Annotated in this window: 11 protein-coding genes; 7 read left to right on the top strand and 4 right to left on the bottom strand. The window is 72.6% G+C overall.

Annotated elements, in window-relative coordinates; translation table 11 throughout:
* Positions 1 to 21 precede the first annotated feature (21 nt).
* Both AB0C01_RS12250 and AB0C01_RS12245 read right to left on the bottom strand, forming a co-directional pair.
* Positions 22 to 2,586 (bottom strand): LuxR C-terminal-related transcriptional regulator, encoded by a 2,565-nt coding sequence (locus AB0C01_RS12250; protein WP_357571065.1) that lies wholly within the window; start codon positions 2,584 to 2,586, stop codon positions 22 to 24.
* A 5-nt stretch (positions 2,587 to 2,591) separates the two neighbouring features.
* Positions 2,592 to 3,848, bottom strand: coding sequence for an Hsp70 family protein (locus AB0C01_RS12245; RefSeq protein ID WP_357571064.1), 1,257 nt, complete (start codon positions 3,846 to 3,848; stop codon positions 2,592 to 2,594).
* A gap of 297 nt (positions 3,849 to 4,145) precedes the next feature.
* On the opposite strand from AB0C01_RS12245, the gene AB0C01_RS12240 reads away from it, so the two are divergent.
* The 4 genes from AB0C01_RS12240 (at position 4,146) to AB0C01_RS12225 (ending at position 12,599) form a co-directional block, all read left to right on the top strand.
* The gene (locus AB0C01_RS12240; RefSeq protein WP_357571063.1) at positions 4,146 to 5,033 is read left to right on the top strand and encodes an IniB N-terminal domain-containing protein; all 888 of its coding nucleotides are present in this window, start codon (positions 4,146 to 4,148) and stop codon (positions 5,031 to 5,033) included.
* Positions 5,034 to 5,148: 115 nt separating this feature from the next.
* Positions 5,149 to 6,996, top strand: coding sequence for a dynamin family protein (locus AB0C01_RS12235; protein WP_357571333.1), 1,848 nt, complete (start codon positions 5,149 to 5,151; stop codon positions 6,994 to 6,996).
* Positions 6,993 to 8,453: a hypothetical protein gene (locus AB0C01_RS12230; RefSeq protein ID WP_357571062.1), complete on the top strand. Its 1,461-nt coding sequence runs from the start codon at positions 6,993 to 6,995 to the stop codon at positions 8,451 to 8,453. The genes AB0C01_RS12235 and AB0C01_RS12230 overlap by 4 nt, the downstream gene beginning before the upstream one ends.
* A 210-nt stretch (positions 8,454 to 8,663) precedes the next feature.
* On the top strand, positions 8,664 to 12,599 hold the full coding sequence (locus AB0C01_RS12225) for a ThuA domain-containing protein (protein ID WP_357571060.1): 3,936 nt from the start codon (positions 8,664 to 8,666) through the stop codon (positions 12,597 to 12,599).
* A 124-nt stretch (positions 12,600 to 12,723) separates the two neighbouring features.
* On the opposite strand, the gene AB0C01_RS12220 is transcribed toward AB0C01_RS12225, so the two are convergent.
* Positions 12,724 to 13,188 carry a septum formation initiator gene (locus AB0C01_RS12220; protein ID WP_357571059.1) on the bottom strand — a complete coding sequence of 155 codons (465 nt, stop codon included), beginning with the start codon at positions 13,186 to 13,188 and terminating at the stop codon, positions 12,724 to 12,726.
* Positions 13,189 to 13,290: 102 nt separating this feature from the next.
* On the opposite strand from AB0C01_RS12220, the gene AB0C01_RS12215 reads away from it, so the two are divergent.
* The 3 genes from AB0C01_RS12215 to AB0C01_RS12205 are packed head-to-tail and all read left to right on the top strand — an operon-like array spanning position 13,291 to position 15,855.
* Complete coding sequence (locus AB0C01_RS12215) at positions 13,291 to 13,986, top strand: response regulator transcription factor (RefSeq protein ID WP_357250088.1); 696 nt, start codon at positions 13,291 to 13,293, stop codon at positions 13,984 to 13,986.
* Positions 13,983 to 15,272 (top strand): HAMP domain-containing sensor histidine kinase, encoded by a 1,290-nt coding sequence (locus AB0C01_RS12210; protein ID WP_357571057.1) that lies wholly within the window; start codon positions 13,983 to 13,985, stop codon positions 15,270 to 15,272. Before AB0C01_RS12215 ends, AB0C01_RS12210 begins: the two co-directional genes overlap by 4 nt.
* 28 nt (positions 15,273 to 15,300) lie before the next feature.
* Positions 15,301 to 15,855 carry a DUF5872 domain-containing protein gene (locus AB0C01_RS12205; protein ID WP_357250082.1) on the top strand — a complete coding sequence of 185 codons (555 nt, stop codon included), beginning with the start codon at positions 15,301 to 15,303 and terminating at the stop codon, positions 15,853 to 15,855.
* Between the two features lie 34 nt (positions 15,856 to 15,889).
* Here AB0C01_RS12205 and AB0C01_RS12200 read toward each other — a convergent pair whose 3' ends face one another.
* Entirely contained in the window at positions 15,890 to 16,771 is an 882-nt protein-coding gene (locus AB0C01_RS12200; RefSeq protein ID WP_357250080.1) for a LysR substrate-binding domain-containing protein, read from the bottom strand.
* Positions 16,772 to 16,863: the final 92 nt, after the last annotated feature.

The following is a 16,863-nucleotide window of genomic DNA, read 5'->3' as shown; positions in this document are numbered from 1 at the left end:
GTCCCCGGCGGGGGCACTCCATCAGGTCGTCCGCTGCGGCCACGGCTGCCCGGCCGTGTCGCTGGCCCGGTCGGCGACGACGGTGCGCAGCAGTGCCAGCAACTCGGTGCGGTTGGCGCAGTTCAGTCGGTTGCGCATCCGCGCCACGTGGTGTTCCACGGTCTTCGCCGAGATGAAGAGCCGGTCGCCGATCTCGCGGTAGGTCAACCCGGCCAGCACCAGCTCGGCCACCTCGTACTCACGGTCGCTGAGCCCCTGCTGGGCGGGGCCGGTGACCCGCGTGGCGCTCTCGGTGGTGCTCGTCGGTGCCAGCTCGCCGTGGCCGCCGGGTGGTCGCCCCTGGAGTGCCCGCGCACACTCCAGCAGGGTGGTCATCGCCCGCCGGTCCGCGGTTCGGATGGCGGCCTGGCCGGCGAGGCGAGCAGCGTCCCAGCGCAGTCCGGTGTCGTGCAGCGCCCGGGCGGCGGCCTCCACGCGGGTCGGGTCGACGACCCCCCGCAGCACCTCCACCCAGCACTCCGCGGCGGCGGCGACCACTGCGGCGTACCGGCTGTGGTCGGCCGCGGCCAGCAGGGCCGCGACGTGTTCGTCGGCGACGTCCGGCGCCCCGGTGAGGATCGCGGCGTGCAGACCGCTCCAGCGCAGCGGAACACTCCACAGTGGTGGGTCGTCGAGCCGGCCGAGCAACGTGCGCGCCTCCCGCAGGTACGGTTCGAGTCGGGCCAGGTCACCGAGGCGCGCGCCGGCGATGGCCAGCTCACCCAGCGGCAGGAGCGTGAACAGGTCGACGGGGTGGCGGACCACCGCTTCCAGCGCCTGTCCCCAGCCACGCTTGAGTGCTCCGATGTCGCTGGTGCGGCGGTCGACGCCCATCCGGATCGCGGCGGCGAACAGCGCGTCGCGGGACTCCAACTGCCGCCCGTCGAGCGTCACCGCGGCGAGCTGCTCGCTCGCGGCGCGTGTCTCGCCCCGGACCATCAGGATCCACGCCTGCAACAGCCGGTGGCGGCGAGCCATCAGCGGACCACCGACACCGGCGCCCAGGGCGCGGCGCAGCACCTGCTCGGCGATCTCCAGCTCACCACAGTGCACGGCCGTCAGCGCGGCGAGCGCCGCCGGGCTGTCCGGGAGGAGTGCCGCCCGCCCGTCCGGTTCCAGCAGCGCGGCGGCCTGCACGAGCGCGGAGAGCGCGGCGGTCGGCGGGCCGCTCACGCTCTCGCGTACGCCGTCGGCCATCAGCCGGGCGGCGCTGGCGTGCAGGGTCGGCGGTTCGCCCAGCGGGTCACCCGCCGGTGCCGCGGCGGCGGGGTCCGGGTCTCCGCTGGCGAGCCCGCCGACGACGGCGAAGGCCAGCGCCGAGGCGGTGCCCGACCACCGGTACAGCTCCACGCTGCGGCCGACGTGGCCACGGTGCGCCAGGGCGGTCGCCGCCACCACGGCCGCCTCGGACCGATCGTGGGGTGCGGCGGTGGCCAGCAGCCGGTCCGCCAACCGCAGGGCGTCGTCGAGGTTGCCGGCGAGCGCGGCGGCGAGCGCCTGCTGCGCGCTGGCCGGTTGCCCGGCCGCGGTGGCGGCGGCGAACAGCTCGGCGGCGAACGCCGGCTCGTCGGCCAGGGCCTCGCCCGCCGCGGCGGCCAGGGTCGAGGCCGGGCAGTCGCCGAGCGCGCCGACCGCGAGCAGGGAACGGACCAGCGGCAGCACCGCGCCGCCCCGGGCGAGCTGCACCTCGGTGAGCCGGCGCCAGACCGCGGTGCGGTCGGTGGTGGGGCTGAGCGTCGTGACCGCACGCCGGACGATCGGCGCGAGCCGGCCGTCGGCGCCGAGCAGCCCGGCCGCCCGCGTGGTGGCGATCAGTTCGTCCACTGCGGCCGGGTCCACGCCCAGGAGCGCGGCGAGCATGTTCGCCGGCAGCGACCCGCCGGCCGCGACGGCGAGCAGCAGCCGACGTACGGCGGCGGGCTGCACGTCCAGGTCCGGCCCGAACTCCGCGACGACGGACCGGGGTGGGTTGACCACCGTGCCGGTCCGGGTCTCCGCGCCGGCCAGGCCGCGGGCCAGCCGTTCGACGTCCCGGGGTACGCCGGAGGTCTGCGTGTGGACGAAGTCGACGAGTTCGTCGCGGCGGCCCAGCTCCGGCGTGGCGGTGAGGTAGCTGGCGGTCTGCTCCCGGGTGAACGGGGTGAGGAGCACGGCCTGCCCGTCCCGCCGTAGCGAGTCGACAAGCTCGCTGAGCGCCGCCGACCGGGGCCACGGGCGATGGGCGACCACCAGGCGGTGCCGGCGGGCGCCGAGCAGGCGCAGGAGCACCTCGATCCGTGCGTCGTCGAGCAGGTGTGCGTCGTCGACGAGCACCAGCGTGCCGGGTTCGACCGGCTCGTCGGGCGCCGGGGTGGCCGTGCGTACGGTGATCCCGGCCCGCTGGTGGACCCGCGCCAGCTCGGCGAGGAGCGCGGTCTTGCCGTGCCCGCCGGGACCGGCGATGCCGACGGCCAGTGGACCGGTCGGGTCCTGGGCGACGGTGTCCAGCAGGGCCTGTGGCCCTCGGTCCAGCGTCAGCCCTGGTACGGCGATGTCATTCATGATCATTGGGGTCATCCTTCGCGTCCCCGGCCGCGGGCCAGCGCCAGGCGGGACGGTTTCGGCAGGTCCAGTGGGAGGACCCGGACCGGGGGCCGCGGTGGCGGATCGCCCGGAACGGTGTCGTGGTGCGGGCGGCGCGGCGCCGGGACGGTGGCCCGCCCGGTGCCGCGCCCGGCGTCGCGGGCCGGTGCCGGCTGGCGAGGGCGCGGCGACACCACCTGGGCGGCGGCCAGTGCCGCCCCGGCGGCGGCGGTCAGTTGCGAGTCCGGTTCGACCTCGACGGGCACCGGGAGGGCCGCGCTGATCAGCTCGACGACGAGCGGCACGAGGGTCGAGCCGCCCGCCAGCAGGACGCCGTCGAGCTGCGCCGACGTCAGGTCGGCGCTGCGCACGGCCCGCAGCAGCAGGTCGACGGTGGTCTGCACCATCGGGCGGATCATGTGCTCGAACTGCGCCCGGGTCACCGGTATCCGTGCCGGGCCGCTCGGCAGGGTCACCACCACGTCGGCCGTCAGGTCGACGGTCAGCGCCCGCTTGGCCCGGTCACACTCCGCGCGCAGCCCGCGCAGCGCGGTCTGGGTGCCGCGGCGTGCGGTGCTGGCCAGCTCCCGGGCCAGCATCGTACGGGTGTGTCCGGCCAGCGCCTCGTCGAAGTCGACGCCGCCAACCGAGTCGAGCCCCTGCGGCGTGCCGAATGTCTCGTAGGTGCCGCGCGGGGTGCGACGCACCAGCGCGGCCTCGAAGCTGTTGCCCCCCAGGGCGTAGACGGCGGCGGTGGTGCCCGCGAACCCACGGGCCGCGTGGCTCTCGGCCACCGTGACCGTGCGCGGCAGCAACGTCACGTGCCGCAGGCCGAAGTGCGACAGTGCGCGGTGCAGCACCTCCCGCCGGTACGGACGCCACCCGGCCGGGTGGCTGAGCACGACCGCCTCGGCGGGGCCGCCCTCCAGGGCGTGCACCCGCTCCACCACCCAGGCCGCGAGTTCCGCGGTCAGCGTCTGCGGTGTGCACGCCTCCCCGCCCAGCAGCAGGGGCACGTCATCACCGATCCGGTGGACGAAGTCCCGGGTGGTGCGGCTGCCGTCGTCGGTCTCGGGCTCGCCGACGTGCAGCGAGCCGTCCTCCGCCAGGCACAGCACCGACGGTACGAGAGGGGACCCGACGTGCAGCGGAACGGGCTCGGGACGCGTCCAGGACGCACCGGTACGCCGTGCGACCGCGGCGGCCGTGTTGGTGCTCCCGATGTCTATCCCCAGGACGTACGGCATCGTCTCTTCTCCCCCCGTGAGTTGGCCGGCCGGTGGCGATGGTGTCGGTGCTGCCGACGACCCACCCCCGGCGAACCCCGCGGGCTCCTACGTTCGTACCAGAGATCCGCCCCTGGTCGGGACCCTAATCTCGCCGGGACGGTTTCCCCCTGTCCCCCTAACGTACGAGGTCGCGGAGCCCCTAGTTCAACCGGGCCGGATGCGGGTTGAGCCCCGATGCCCGGGACCGGGCCCCGGCAATAGCGTCACTGTCGACGTACGACACCCGCCGCCGCCACTTCCGAGGAGACCCGGCACATGGACTCGCACCAGACCCTCCACGACTTCGTGCTCGACCTGCTGACGAACCCCGACGCACGGTCGGCATTCGACCTCGACCCCGAGGGCGCGCTGCGGGGCGCGGGGCTCACCGACATCACCGCGGCGGATGTGCAGGACGTCGTGCCGCTGGTCGTCGACTACGCGCCGGGGGCGGGTCTCGCGCCGTTGGCCTCGCCGGTCGGGCAGCTCGGGCTGGACCCGCTGTTCACCGACAGCACCGATGTGGTGGGTCAGTTGCAGAGCGTGGCGCAGCAGATCAGCGTCACGAGTTCGCCCACCGGCGTGGACGTCAAGGCCGGCGTGCTCGGTGCGATCGCGGTCGACTCGTCGACGGCCGCCGCCGGGGTGACCGTGCTGCCGGGGATCGGCCTGGGCGTCGGCCCGGCCGGCCTGGACACCGACTTCGCCGGTGTCTCCGACGTGGCGTACACCCTCGACGCCGACGTGGTGCAGCCGGTGGACGCGATCGCGGACCCGGTGCTGGGTGACGTCACCGGCACCGTCGGCGACGCGAGCGGCCTGCTCGACGGCACCGACCCGAATCTGATCGGCGGCGACCTGACCGGCGGCGTCCTCTCCGGCGCCCACGGTCAGGTCGGCGGGGTCGTCAGCTCCCTGGGTGTCGACGACACCCTCGGTGGGCTCGGCCTCGGGCACGGCGACGGTGTCGTCGGCGGCGTGGTCCCGCCGCTCGACGTGCCGTCGGCGGTGGGCGGCGTGACGCACCAGGTGGACAGCCTCCTCCCCGGTGTCACCGACACGGTCGGTGACGTGACCGGCGGGGTCACCGATGGTGTGCTCGGCGGCGACTCACACGCCTCGTCCGATCACGGGCTGCTGGGTATCACCGGCGGCCTGCTCTGACCCGGATCTCCGGGCGGAGCGGAGGGCCGGATCGTATCGGGCGGTCCGGCCCTCTCCGCTTCCATGTCCGCTGCCTCTTGATAATTGAGCTGAAATCAGCACACTTGGTGCGGTGATGGCCGGGATCTGGTTGGACGTGCTGGACGACATCGCCCGCACGTGCAGTGCACACGGTCGTGGTGACCTGCTCCAGACGGTCCGGCAGAAGCGTGCCCAACTGCTGGATCCGACGCTGCGCGTCCTGGTCATCGGCGAGCCGAACCAGGGCAAGAGCCAACTCATCAACGCGATCATCAACGCGCCGGCCTGTCCGGTCGGCGACGGCCGCACCACGGTCCTACCGACAGTGGTGCAGCATGCCGAGGCCCCGACCGTCGCGGTCGCCCAGGCGCCGCCACCCGCCCGGGGCGGCGCCGCCGTCGCGGTGGCCGTCGAGCGGACCCCGGTGGCACTGAACCAGGTCGCGGAGAGCGTGGCCGGCCTGATCGGACGCCGGCCGGGTGGCGGCCCGGCGTACGTCGAGATCGGAGTGCCCCGCGCCCTGCTCGGCGCCGGGTTGGTGCTCGTGGACACTCCCGGCGCCGACGAGGTCTCCGGTATCGGCGGCGCGACCTCGGTCGCCGCACCCGCTCGAGCGGACACCGTGCTGCTGGTCTCCGACTCCACCCGGGACCTGTCGGTCGCCGAGCTGAACATGCTGCTGCACGTCATGCGTGCACACCCCAACGTGGTCGTGGTGCAGAGCAAGACCGATCTGGTGGCGGACTGGCGTGCGGTGGCCGAACGCAACCGGCAGCACCTGGCCGAGGCGGGCATCCCGGCGACGCTGATCCCGGTCTCGGCGACGTTGCGACTGCGCGCCGCCGGGAACGACGACCGGGGTCTCAACGCCGAGTCCGGCTTTCCCGTGCTGATCGCCAGACTTCAGCGGGACCTGGCCGGCAAGGCCGACCGGCTGGCCCGGTCGTCGGTGCAGACGGTGGCCCGGACGGTGGTGGAGCAGTTGGCCGCCCCGCTGCGCGCCGAGTTGGCGACCCAGGAGGCCGAGGAGCAGTCCGGGCCGATCTCCCGCCTGCACGCGGCGCAGCGTGAGGTCGACGAGTTGCGCCGGTGTTCCACCCGGTGGCAGAACACCCTCAGCGACGAGATCGGCGACCTGCTGTCCGACATCGAGTACGACCTGCGCGACCGGACCCGGGAGATCCTGCGTACGGTCGACGAGGCCTTCGACACGGCCGATCCGCTGGTCGCCTGGGACACCTTCCAGGACTGGCTGGAGCGGAGCCTGGTGGAGGCCGCGGAGGCGAACCACGAGTGGCTGATCCAGCGCTGTGACTGGATCGCCCGGCGGGTGGCCGCCAACTTCAACAGGTACGGCTACGACGTGCTGCCGCCCTGGTCGATGACCATGCCGGAGGACATCGGGCAGCGGCTGCCCGAGTTGCAGATGCCGACGATCGACCGGTTCACCCCGAGCCAGAAGCTGTTCACCGGCATGAAGGGCTCGTACGGCGGCATGCTGATGTTTGGTCTGGCGACCACCCTGGCCGGCATGCCGATGATCAACCCGGTCTCGGTCGGCATCGGGGCGCTGTTCGGCGGCAAGAGCATCCGCGACGAGAGCAAGCAGTTGCTCCGTCGCCGTCAGGCGACCGTCAAGACGGCCATCCAGCGACACGTCGACGACTTCTTCGTCCGGATGATCCGGGACTGCCGGGACACCGCCCGGCAGGTGCAGCGGATGCTGCGGGACCACTTCACGGGGCTGACCGAGGAGCTTCAGGAGGCGATCGTCCAGTCGTTCCGCAGCGCCAAGCAGGAGGCCGACACGGATGCGTCGCTGCGCGAGCAGCGGCAGCGTGAGATCCGGCTGAAGATGACCCGGTTGGCCGCGCTCTACGAACAGGCTCAGCAGTTGACCGGCACCCGGGCCGCCCCGCTGCTGTTGGAGCCGCAGGCATGACCGTGGGTCTGCGCCTGGACGAGGCGGCCTGGGAGTTGTTGCACCAGGCCATCGACCTCTACCGGGACCATCCGCGGGCCGTCGGGCAGCTGCGGCACCAGGTCGCCCGGTTGGAGCAACCGCTGCGGATCGCGGTCGCCGGCCCCTGGCGTTCCGGCAAGTCGACGGTGCTCAACGCCCTGATGGGGGAGGAGGTCGCGCCGGTCGAGCGGGCGGACGGGGCGTTCACCTGGTACGAGGATGGCGCCGAGCCGCACGCGACCGCGTATCCGGCCGGTCAGCCTCCGCAGGAGTTGACGGTGGTCAAGTCGGCGACCGGCCTGCGGGTGGATCTCGGCTGGGGCGCGGGCGACGTGCGCGACATCGTGGTGCGGTGGCCGACGCGGGCGCTGCGGCAGGTCACGCTCATCGACACACCCGCGGTCACCAGCACCGTCGAGCAGGATCGGGCGCCGGTGTGGGAGCGGGTGTTACGGGACTCGGACGCGGTGTTGTATCTGACCCGCGACGCCCGCGACAGTGATCTGCGGGTGCTGGAGTCGGGCTGGGACAGCGTGGTGGGGCAGGTCGCGCCGGTCAACGTCATCATGGTGTTGTCCCGCGCGGACGAGATCGGCGGAGGTCGGATCGACGGCCTGCTCACCGCCCGGCAGCTCGCTCGTCGGCACCACCGCGATCCACGGGTGAGCGCGCTCAGCGTGAACGTGGTGGCGTGCAGTGGGATGCTCGGCCTGGCGGGCCGGATGCTCGGCGAGTCGGACTTCGCCGCGCTCGCCGCCATCGCCCAGGTGCCCCGGGTCGAGCTGGACGCCCATCTGATCTCCGCCGATCGGTTCCTCCACGGCGAGCTGCCGGTACGGCTGGAAACGGCGGCGCGTGCCGCGTTGCTGGACCGGTTCGGGCTCTTCGGCGTCCGGTTGGCGACCACCCTGGTGCGCAGTGGGTTCGACAGCCGGGTGAAGCTCTCGGCGGAACTCATTCGGCGCAGTGGCCTCACCGAGCTGCGTGAGTCGGTGACCCGCTGTTTCATCGACCGCGGCGACGCCCTCAAGGCCCGGTCCGCGCTGGCCGCGGTCGAGACGCTGCTGCGGGCCGAGCCGACCCCGGGTTCCACGGAGTTGGCCGGCGCGGTCGAGCGGATCCTCGCCGGTGCGCACGAGTTTCGGGAGCTACGCCTGCTGGTGGCGCTGCGCAACGCCCGGCTCGGCTTCGACGCGGAGTTGACCGCCGAGGCGCAGCGGCTCGTCGGGGGTGACGGGGTGGGCCTCGCGGCCCGACTGGGGGTCGAGCACGAGGCGACCGTGCAGCGGCTCTGGGAGGTTGCCACCGACGCGCAGTGGCGGTGGCGGGACCGGGCGGAGGACCCCCTGCTCCCGTTGGCGCAGCGGCGCGGCGCCCAGGTCGTCGTCCGCAGTTGCGAGGGGATGATCGCCGAGTTGGTGGCGGGCGGTCGCTGAGCGGACGGTGTCCGCCGTCGATCGCACCCCGAAAACCGTTATTCGATCTTGCTCGCCACGGTCGTCCCTGACCTGCGGAGATAACGCTCTCACGGATGGTGGAAGAGACTTGACGCGGCCGTGATCCGGACGCAACGATGCATTCACATTCCTCGTTTCACTGCCAGGCGTGATCGGCGCACGCCGTCCTCGTACCACGAAAGGACAATCGTGCGCAGATCCCTGAGATCGTGGCTCGGCGTCGCCCTGAGCGCGATCCTCGTGGCCGGCGGCATCGTCGCCGCGCCACCCACGGCCAGCGCCGCACCGTTCACCGTGCTGGTCTTCAGCAAAACTGCCGGGTTCCGGCACGGATCCATCACTCCGGGCATCACCGCCATCCAGCAACTCGGCGCCGCCAACGGCTTCACCGTCGAGGCCACCGAGGACGCCGCCCAGTTCACCGACGCCAACCTGGACCGGTTCGCCGCGGTGATCTGGCTGTCCACCACCGGCGACGTGCTCAACGCCGCCCAACAGGCCGCGTTCGAGCGCTACATCACCGGCGGCGGCGGCTACGTCGGCGTGCACGCCGCCTCCGACACCGAGTACGACTGGCCCTGGTACGGCGGGCTGGTCGGGGCGTACTTCGCCTCGCACCCGGCCGAGCAGAACGTCACCGTCAAGGTCGCCGACCAGGTGCACCCGTCCACCGCGACCCTGCCGCAGCGGTGGAACCGGTTCGACGAGCTGTACAACTACCGCACCAACCCGCGGGGCACCGCGCACGTGCTGGCCACCCTGGACGAGAGCACCTACACCGGCGGGAGCATGGGCGCCGACCACCCGATCTCCTGGTGCCAGAACTACTCCGGCGGCCGAGCCTGGTACACGGGCCTGGGCCACACCGACGCGTCGTACACCGAGGCGAGCTTCCGTCAGCACCTGCTCGGCGGCATCCAGACCGCCGCCGGCGCGCTCGACGCGGACTGCGGCCCCACCGTCACCAGCAGCTTCCAGCAGGTGGAGCTGGCCAAGGGCGCGGCCGAGACCGGTGAACCCATGAGCCTGACCGTCCTGCCGGACCGGGGCGTGCTGCACACCTCCCGCAACGGCGTGATCCGGCACACCGACGCCGCCGGCAACACCAAGATCGCGGCCACCCTGCCGGTCTACACCGGCGACGAGGAGGGCCTGCAGGGCATCAAGGCCGATCCGAACTTCGCCACCAACCGCTGGGTGTACGCGTACTACGCCCCACCGCTGAACACTCCCGGCGGCGGCCCCCCGGCCACCGGCACCCCGGCGGACTTCGCCCCCTGGGACGGCGTCAACCGGCTGGCCCGGTTCACCGTGAACGCGGACAACACCATCAACCTGGCCAGCGAGACGCTGATCCTGAACGTGCCGACCAGTCGGGGCATGTGCTGCCACGTCGGCGGCGACATGGACTTCGACGCGGCCGGCAACCTCTACCTGTCCACCGGGGACGACACCAACCCGTTCGACTCGGCCGGGTTCACCCCGATCGACGAGCGGGCCGGGCGCAACCCCGCCTCCGACGCGCAGCGCACCTCGGCGAACAGCAACGACCTGCGCGGCAAGGTGCTCCGGATCAAGCCGAGCGCGGCCGGCGGGTACACCATCCCGGCCGGCAACATGTTCGCCCCGGGCACCGCGCGAACCCGCCCGGAGGTCTACGCGATGGGCTTCCGCAACCCGTTCCGGATGAGCGTGGACAAGGCCACCGGCATCGTCTACCTCGGCGACTACGGTCCGGACGCGGGCACCGCCGACCCGAACCGGGGACCGGCGGGCAACGTCGAGTTCGCCCGCATCGACCGGCCCGGCTTCTACGGCTGGCCGTACTGCACCGCCCGCAACGACGCCTACAACGACTACACCTTCCCGTCCGGGCCGTCCGGGGCGAAGTTCAACTGCGCCGGTGGGCCGGTGAACAACTCGCCCAACAACACCGGCATCACCCAGCTGCCGCCGGCCATCCCGGCCTGGTTGCCGTACGGCGGCTCCGGCTCGCCACCGGAGTTCACCGGCGGTGGCCTGTCGCCGATGGGCGGCCCGGTCTACCGGTACGACCCGAACAACACCTCGCCGGTGGCGTTCCCCGAGTACTACGACGGGACCTACTTCGCCGGTGAGTTCGGTCGTCGCTGGATCAAGAACATCAAGCTCGACGCGTCCGGCCAACCACTGAAGATCAACCCGTTCCCGTGGACCGGCACACAGGTCATGGACATGGAGTTCGGCCCGGACGGCGCGCTCTACGTGCTCGACTACGGCACCGGCTGGTTCAACGGCGACGCCAACTCGGCGCTCTACCGCATCGAGTACGCCCGCGAGGGCAGAGCGCCGGTCGCCAAGGTGTCGGCCACCCCGACCAGCGGCAGCGCGCCGCTGACCGTGGCCTTCTCCTCGGCCGGCACCCTCGACCCGGACGGTGACCCGTTCACCTACGCCTGGGACTTCGACAACAACGGCACCACCGACTCGACGGCCGCGAACCCGAGCTTCACGTACACCACGAACGGGACCCGCAGCCCGACGCTGACGGTCCGGGACACCACCGGCAAGACGGCCACCGCGAGCGTGGTCGTCACGGTCGGCAACAGCGCGCCGGTGGTCACCGTGAACACCCCGTTGAACGGGCAGACGTTCTCCTTCGGCGACGCCGTGCCGTTCAGCGTCACGGTCACCGACGCCCAGGACGGTGCGGTCAACTGCGCCCGGGTCAAGGTGAACTACGTCCTCGGCCACGACTCGCACGGCCACCAACTCGGCAGCGCGCAGGGCTGCACCGGGGTCATCCAGACCACCGCCGACGGTGAGCACGACACCGCGGCGAACATCTTCGGCATCATCGACGCCGAGTACACCGACCTGGGCGGGGGCGGCCAACCGCCGTTGACCACGCACACCCAGGCGGTGCTGCAACCCCGGGTGCGGCAGGCCGAGCACTTCGGTGACTCGTCCGGCGTCCAGATCGTCGCCGGGGCGGCCGGGCACGGCGGAGCGGCGGTCGGCTACATCGACAACAACGACTGGATCTCGTTCCGTCCGTACAACCTGAGCGGCGTGCAGTCGTTCAGCGCCCGGGTCGGCGCCCCGGCCGGCGGCGGTGGCACCCTCGAACTGCGGGTCGACTCGCCCACCGGTCCGTTGGTCGGCTCGGCCACCGTGGTCCCCACCGGCGGGTACGCCACCTTCGCCACGGTCACCGGCGGGGTCACCGCACCGACCGGCACCCGGACCCTGTTCCTGGTCTTCAAGGGCACCGGCCCGTACTTCGACATCGACGAGTTCACCCTCTCCACGAGCCCCGGTGGACCAGGACCCGACCCGGACCCGGATCCCGAGCCGGGTGCCAACCTGGCCCGGGGCAAGCCGGCGCGGGCGTCCAGCTTCGAGGGCGCGTTCACCGCGGCCAACGCGTTCGACGGCGCGGCTGGCACCCGGTGGGGCAGCGCGTTCGGTGACCCACAGTGGATCGACGTGGACCTGGGTGCCTCGTACGCCATCAACCGGGTCAAGCTGACCTGGGAGGCGGCGTACGGCAGCGGGTACCAGATCCAGACCTCACCGGACGGGGTCACCTTCACCACGATCCGCACGGTGACCGGCGGCGACGGCGGCGTGGACGACCTGACCGGGCTCACCGGCTCCGGCCGGTACGTCCGGCTGCTCGGCACCACCCGGGGCACCGCCTGGGGTTACTCGCTGTTCGAATTCGAGGTGTACGGCGGCACCGGCAGCCCGACCGGCGGGAACCTGCTGCTGAACAAGCCCACGTCGACGTCCAGCAACGAGGGGGCCGACGTGTCCGGCGCCCAGGCGGTCGACGGCAGCCTCACCACCCGTTGGTCGAGCACGTTCTCCGATCCGCAGTGGATCCGCGTCGACCTCGGCAGCCCCACCGCGATCGGCCGGGTCAAGCTGAGCTGGGAGGCGGCGTACAGCAGCGCGTACCAGATCCAGACCTCGAACGACGGCACCACCTGGACCACCGCGAAGACGGTGACCGGGGCCGACGGTGGCGTGGACGAGCACGCCGGGCTCGGCGCCAACGGTCGCTACCTGCGGATCAACGGCACCGCCCGGGGCACCGGATACGGCCATTCGCTCTGGGAGGTGGAGGCGTACACGAGCTGAACCACCACCGCTGACCGGGCCGGCACGGACGTACCGTGCCGGCCCCGTCGTCTCCGACCGGTTTGATCGTTACCGGTCGCGTCGGGACCGGCAGTGTCGGGACTCGCGAAGGAGCGCGGCGCGGCTAGTCGTCGGCGACGGCCACCGGCTCCGAGCCGATGCAGCGCACCTTCAACTCGTACTCGCGGGTCGACCCCGCGAAGGTGACCTCGACGTCGTCGTCCGGGCCCCGGTCCACGTCCCGGACCCGGTAGCCCTGCGCCGGCGCCCAGGAGACGAGGCGTACGCCGCCGGCGCCGCACTCGGCCACGGCCGTGCCGCCCTCGGTGGCGAACCCCCGACGGACCCCGGGGCTGGCGCTGGGTGCGGCGCCCGTCGTGCCCGGAGCGGCCGAGCCGGTGCCCGTCGCGCCGCTGGGCACGGGCTCCGGCGAGGCGAGCGCCCGTTCGATCTCCGCCTCGCTGCGCACCCCGCCCGGGGTGCCGGTGATGCTCTCCCCGACCAATCGGATCGCACCCAACCCGATCAGGGTGGCCACGGCGACCGTGGCCACCCACCCGGCGGCGACGAGAAGCGAACGACGGCCCATTCCCTGACTATCCCCGATCCGTCCTTGTCGTTGGCACATCCCGACGCTAAGGCGTGGTTAACGTGGGCCTCGCCGCCGGTGGTAGCGGTTAACCTGCCAGCTGTGGCCCGCCTGCTGCTCATCGAGGACGACCTGACGATCCGTACGCCGCTGATCCGGGCGTTGCGGGAACGCGGCCACGCGGTGGCCGCCGCCTCGACCGCGATGGCCGGCCTGCGGGACGCCCTGGAGGATCGGCCCGACCTCGTCGTGCTCGACCTGGGCCTGCCCGACCTGGACGGCCGCGAGCTGCTGCGGATGCTGCGCGCGGTCAGCTCGGTGCCGGTCATCGTGGCCACCGCCCGCGACGACGAGGCCGAGATCGTCCGGGTGCTCGACGCGGGCGCCGACGACTACGTGGTCAAGCCGTTCACCGCCGCGCAGCTCGACGCCCGCGTCCGGGCGGTGCTGCGGCGGGGCCCGGCGGGCACGGACGGGCAGGACCCGTCGCTCGTCGTGGGTGGACTGCGCGTCGATCCCCGGTCCCGACAGGTCACCCTGGACGGGACGGCGGTGGAGTTGACGCCGCGCGAGTTCGACCTGCTGCACCACCTGGCCGGCCGCCCCGGCCAGGTGGTCACCAAACGTGAACTGCTCACCGAGGTCTGGCAGATCCCGTACGGCGGCGCCGACAAGACCGTCGACGTGCACCTGTCCTGGCTGCGCCGCAAGCTGGGGGAGAACGCCCAACAGCCGCGCTACCTGCACACCGTGCGCGGGGTCGGGGTGCGTCTCGAGGCACCGGCGGCACAGCCGTGAGGGCCCGGCTCGCCCTGCTGGTCGCCGCCGTCAGCGTGCTCACCCTGATCGCGTTCCTGGTGCCGTTGGCGCTGCTGGTCCGCACCGTCGCGGAGGACCGGGCCACAGTTGCGGCCACCGCCGACGCGCAGAGTCTGGTGCCGGTGGTCGGCACCGCCGACGCGACGACGATCCGACTCACCGTCGAGCAACTCGCCGCCGAATCCGGACGACCGGTGAGCGTCTTCCTGCCGGACGGTTCGGTGCTCGGCGCGCAGACCCCCCGTACGCCGGCGGTGGCCCTGGCCGCGCGCGGGCAGAGCCTCACCGGGGAGTCGGCGGCCGGCCGGGAGGTGGTCATCGCCGTGCAGGGGCGGACGGACGGGACCGGGGTGATCCGGATCGTGGTGCCGCGACACGAGCTGACCGCCGGGGTCACCCGGGCCTGGTTGGTGCTGGCCCTGCTCGGTGTGCTGCTGGTGCTGATCGGCCTGTTGGTCGCCGACCGGCTGGCCCGTAACCTGGTCCGCCCGATCGGCGACCTGTCCGCCGTGTCGCACCGGTTGGCCAACGCCGAGCTGGACGCCCGGGTCACCCCGGCCGGACCGGCCGAGCTGCGCGAGGTGGCCGGTGCGCTCAACCATCTCGCCGCCCGGATCCAGGTGCTCCTGGTGCAGGAGCGCGAGCAGGTCGCCGACCTGTCGCACCGGCTGCGTACCCCGTTGACGGCGTTGCGCCTGGAGGCGGAGTCGTTGCGCGACCCGGACGACGCCGCCCGGATCACCACCGCGGCCGACGGGCTCGAACGCGCGGTCACCGGGCTGATCCGGCAGGCCCGGTGGCGTCACTCGCCGACGGCGCAGCCGGCCACCTCGGACGCGGCGGCGATCGTCGCCGACCGGGTGGCGTTCTGGTCGGTGCTGGCCGAGGACACCGGCCGGGCCGTCACCCTCGACCTGGTTCCCGGCCCGCTGCCCGTGGGGGTGCCCGCCGACGACCTGGCGGCGGCCGTGGACGCCCTGCTCGGGAACGTCTTCGCGCACACCCCCGACGGGACGCCGTTCGCCGTCCACCTCACCCGCGACGCGGGGGAGGTGGTCCTCACCGTGGCGGACGCCGGCCCCGGCCTGCCGGTCGGGGCGGTGCGGCGGGGCGCCAGCGCGGCCGGGTCGACAGGTCTCGGCCTGGACATCGCCCGGCGCGCCGCGCAGGCCGGCGGCGGCAGCCTGGAGTTGCGGGCCGGCCCGACTGGCGGGGCGCGGGTGCTGCTGCGGCTGCGGCCACCGACGACCCGGCGGGAGGGTTAGGCGCGGTGCCGTGGGGTAGCTGCCAGCTATGGCGCGGTATACGAAACCCGAGCTCAGAGAGCAGATCAAGGAAGAGGTCAAGGCCTCCGACAAGGGTGGCAGGCCGGGGCAGTGGTCGGCGCGCAAGTCACAGCTGGTGACTCAGGAGTACAAGAAGCGCGGCGGGGGATTCCTGGGCGAAAAGGACGAGCGGCAGAAGTCGCTCCAGCGCTGGGGCAACGAGAAGTGGCAGACGAAAGAGGGCGACACCCGCGCGCGCAAGGGCGACACGACGAGCCGTTACCTGCCCAAGAAGGCCTGGGACGAGATGTCGGACAGCCAGAAGCGGGCGACCGACACGAAGAAGCGTGCCGCCTCCCGATCCGGCAAGCAGTACGTCGCCAACACCGGGCCGGCGAAACGGGCGCGTCGAGACGCCACCACGGCCGGCCGGATGTCGGAGATGTCGGTCGCCGAGGCCGCCAAGCTGGTCCGTGGCCTCGACACGCGGCAGCTCAGGACCGCGTTGCGCAACGAGCACGCCGGCAAGGACCGGAAGACGCTCGTCCAGCGGCTCGAAGCGGAACTCAACAGGCGCGGCTAGCCGCGCTGGCACGGCTGGTGCCGCACCGCGCAGGTCAGGGTGCCTGACCCGCGGCCTCGAAGCCCGCCGAGGTGATCCGGTCGTCGTCTCGCCGGCGCAGGATCTGCACCTCGGTGCTGGCCTCGGTGTCGGTCAACGGCAGCACTGCCACCGAGGCGGGCACCACGGCGGAGATGCTCGCCGGCGCGATCGTCACCCCGAGGCCGGCCGCGACCAGGTGCGCCACAGTGGCCCAACTGGTGGCGTCCTGGACGATGCGCGGGGTGTAGCCGGCTTCCAGGCACGGCCGGAGATTGCGCTGGTAGGCCCGCTCGCCGGCCACCCGTGGGAAGAAGACGAACGGGTCGTCGCGCAGCATCACGGCGTTGATCGCGAGGCTTCCCGCGTGCGGGTGGTCGGGCGGCAGGACGGCGACGAACGACTCGGTGGCGAACGTGGTGCCGACCAGGTCGTCGTGGTCGTCCGCGTCCCGAACCACGCCGAGATCGACCTCGCCGTTTAACAACCGGTCGACGATGTGCGCCGTGTACGCCTCGTGCAGCCGTAGGTGGACGGCCGGATGGCGTTCGCGGAAACGACGGATCGGCCCGGCCAGCCCGAGCGGGATCGCCGAACTGACGAAGCCGATGTCGAAGCGCCCCTGCTCCCCGCGCCCGATGCGCCCCGCCTCGTGCACGTCGTCGGCCACGGCGGCCAGCACCCGCCGGCACCGGCCCAGATACGCCTCGCCCGCGGGCGTCAGTGCCACCGATCGGGAGGTGCGAACGAACAGCGGCGTACCGATCATCGCCTCGAGCTGGCGGATCTGCTGCGACAGTGGCGGCTGGGCCATCCGCAGCCGCACCGCGGCCCGGCCGAAGTGCAGCTCCTCGGCGACCGCGACGAAGTAGCGCAGGTGGCGCAACTCGGGTTCCATACGTCAAGAATACGAATGACCCCGAACAAGATATTGGACGTTCGAATAGCGGTGGCCGGAGAATCGAACCATGAACCCGAGCACGCTCACCG

The sequence above is a fragment of the Micromonospora sp. NPDC048905 genome (assembly GCF_040649655.1).
Classification (GTDB): domain Bacteria; phylum Actinomycetota; class Actinomycetes; order Mycobacteriales; family Micromonosporaceae; genus Micromonospora.
This window is presented reverse-complemented; position numbering and strand designations above follow the sequence as displayed.

Excerpts from the sequence above, each read along its gene's own strand:
- AB0C01_RS12200 (WP_357250080.1), bottom strand. The coding sequence starts at position 16,771 with ATGGAACCCGAGTTGCGCCACCTGCGCTACTTCGTCGCGGTCGCCGAG.
- AB0C01_RS12250 (WP_357571065.1), bottom strand. The coding sequence starts at position 2,586 with ATGATCATGAATGACATCGCCGTACCAGGGCTGACGCTGGACCGAGGG.
- AB0C01_RS12235 (WP_357571333.1), top strand. The coding sequence starts at position 5,149 with ATGGCCGGGATCTGGTTGGACGTGCTGGACGACATCGCCCGCACGTGC.
- AB0C01_RS12205 (WP_357250082.1), top strand. The coding sequence starts at position 15,301 with ATGGCGCGGTATACGAAACCCGAGCTCAGAGAGCAGATCAAGGAAGAG.
- AB0C01_RS12240 (WP_357571063.1), top strand. The coding sequence starts at position 4,146 with ATGGACTCGCACCAGACCCTCCACGACTTCGTGCTCGACCTGCTGACG.
- AB0C01_RS12245 (WP_357571064.1), bottom strand. The coding sequence starts at position 3,848 with ATGCCGTACGTCCTGGGGATAGACATCGGGAGCACCAACACGGCCGCC.
- AB0C01_RS12230 (WP_357571062.1), top strand. The coding sequence starts at position 6,993 with ATGACCGTGGGTCTGCGCCTGGACGAGGCGGCCTGGGAGTTGTTGCAC.
- AB0C01_RS12220 (WP_357571059.1), bottom strand. The coding sequence starts at position 13,188 with ATGGGCCGTCGTTCGCTTCTCGTCGCCGCCGGGTGGGTGGCCACGGTC.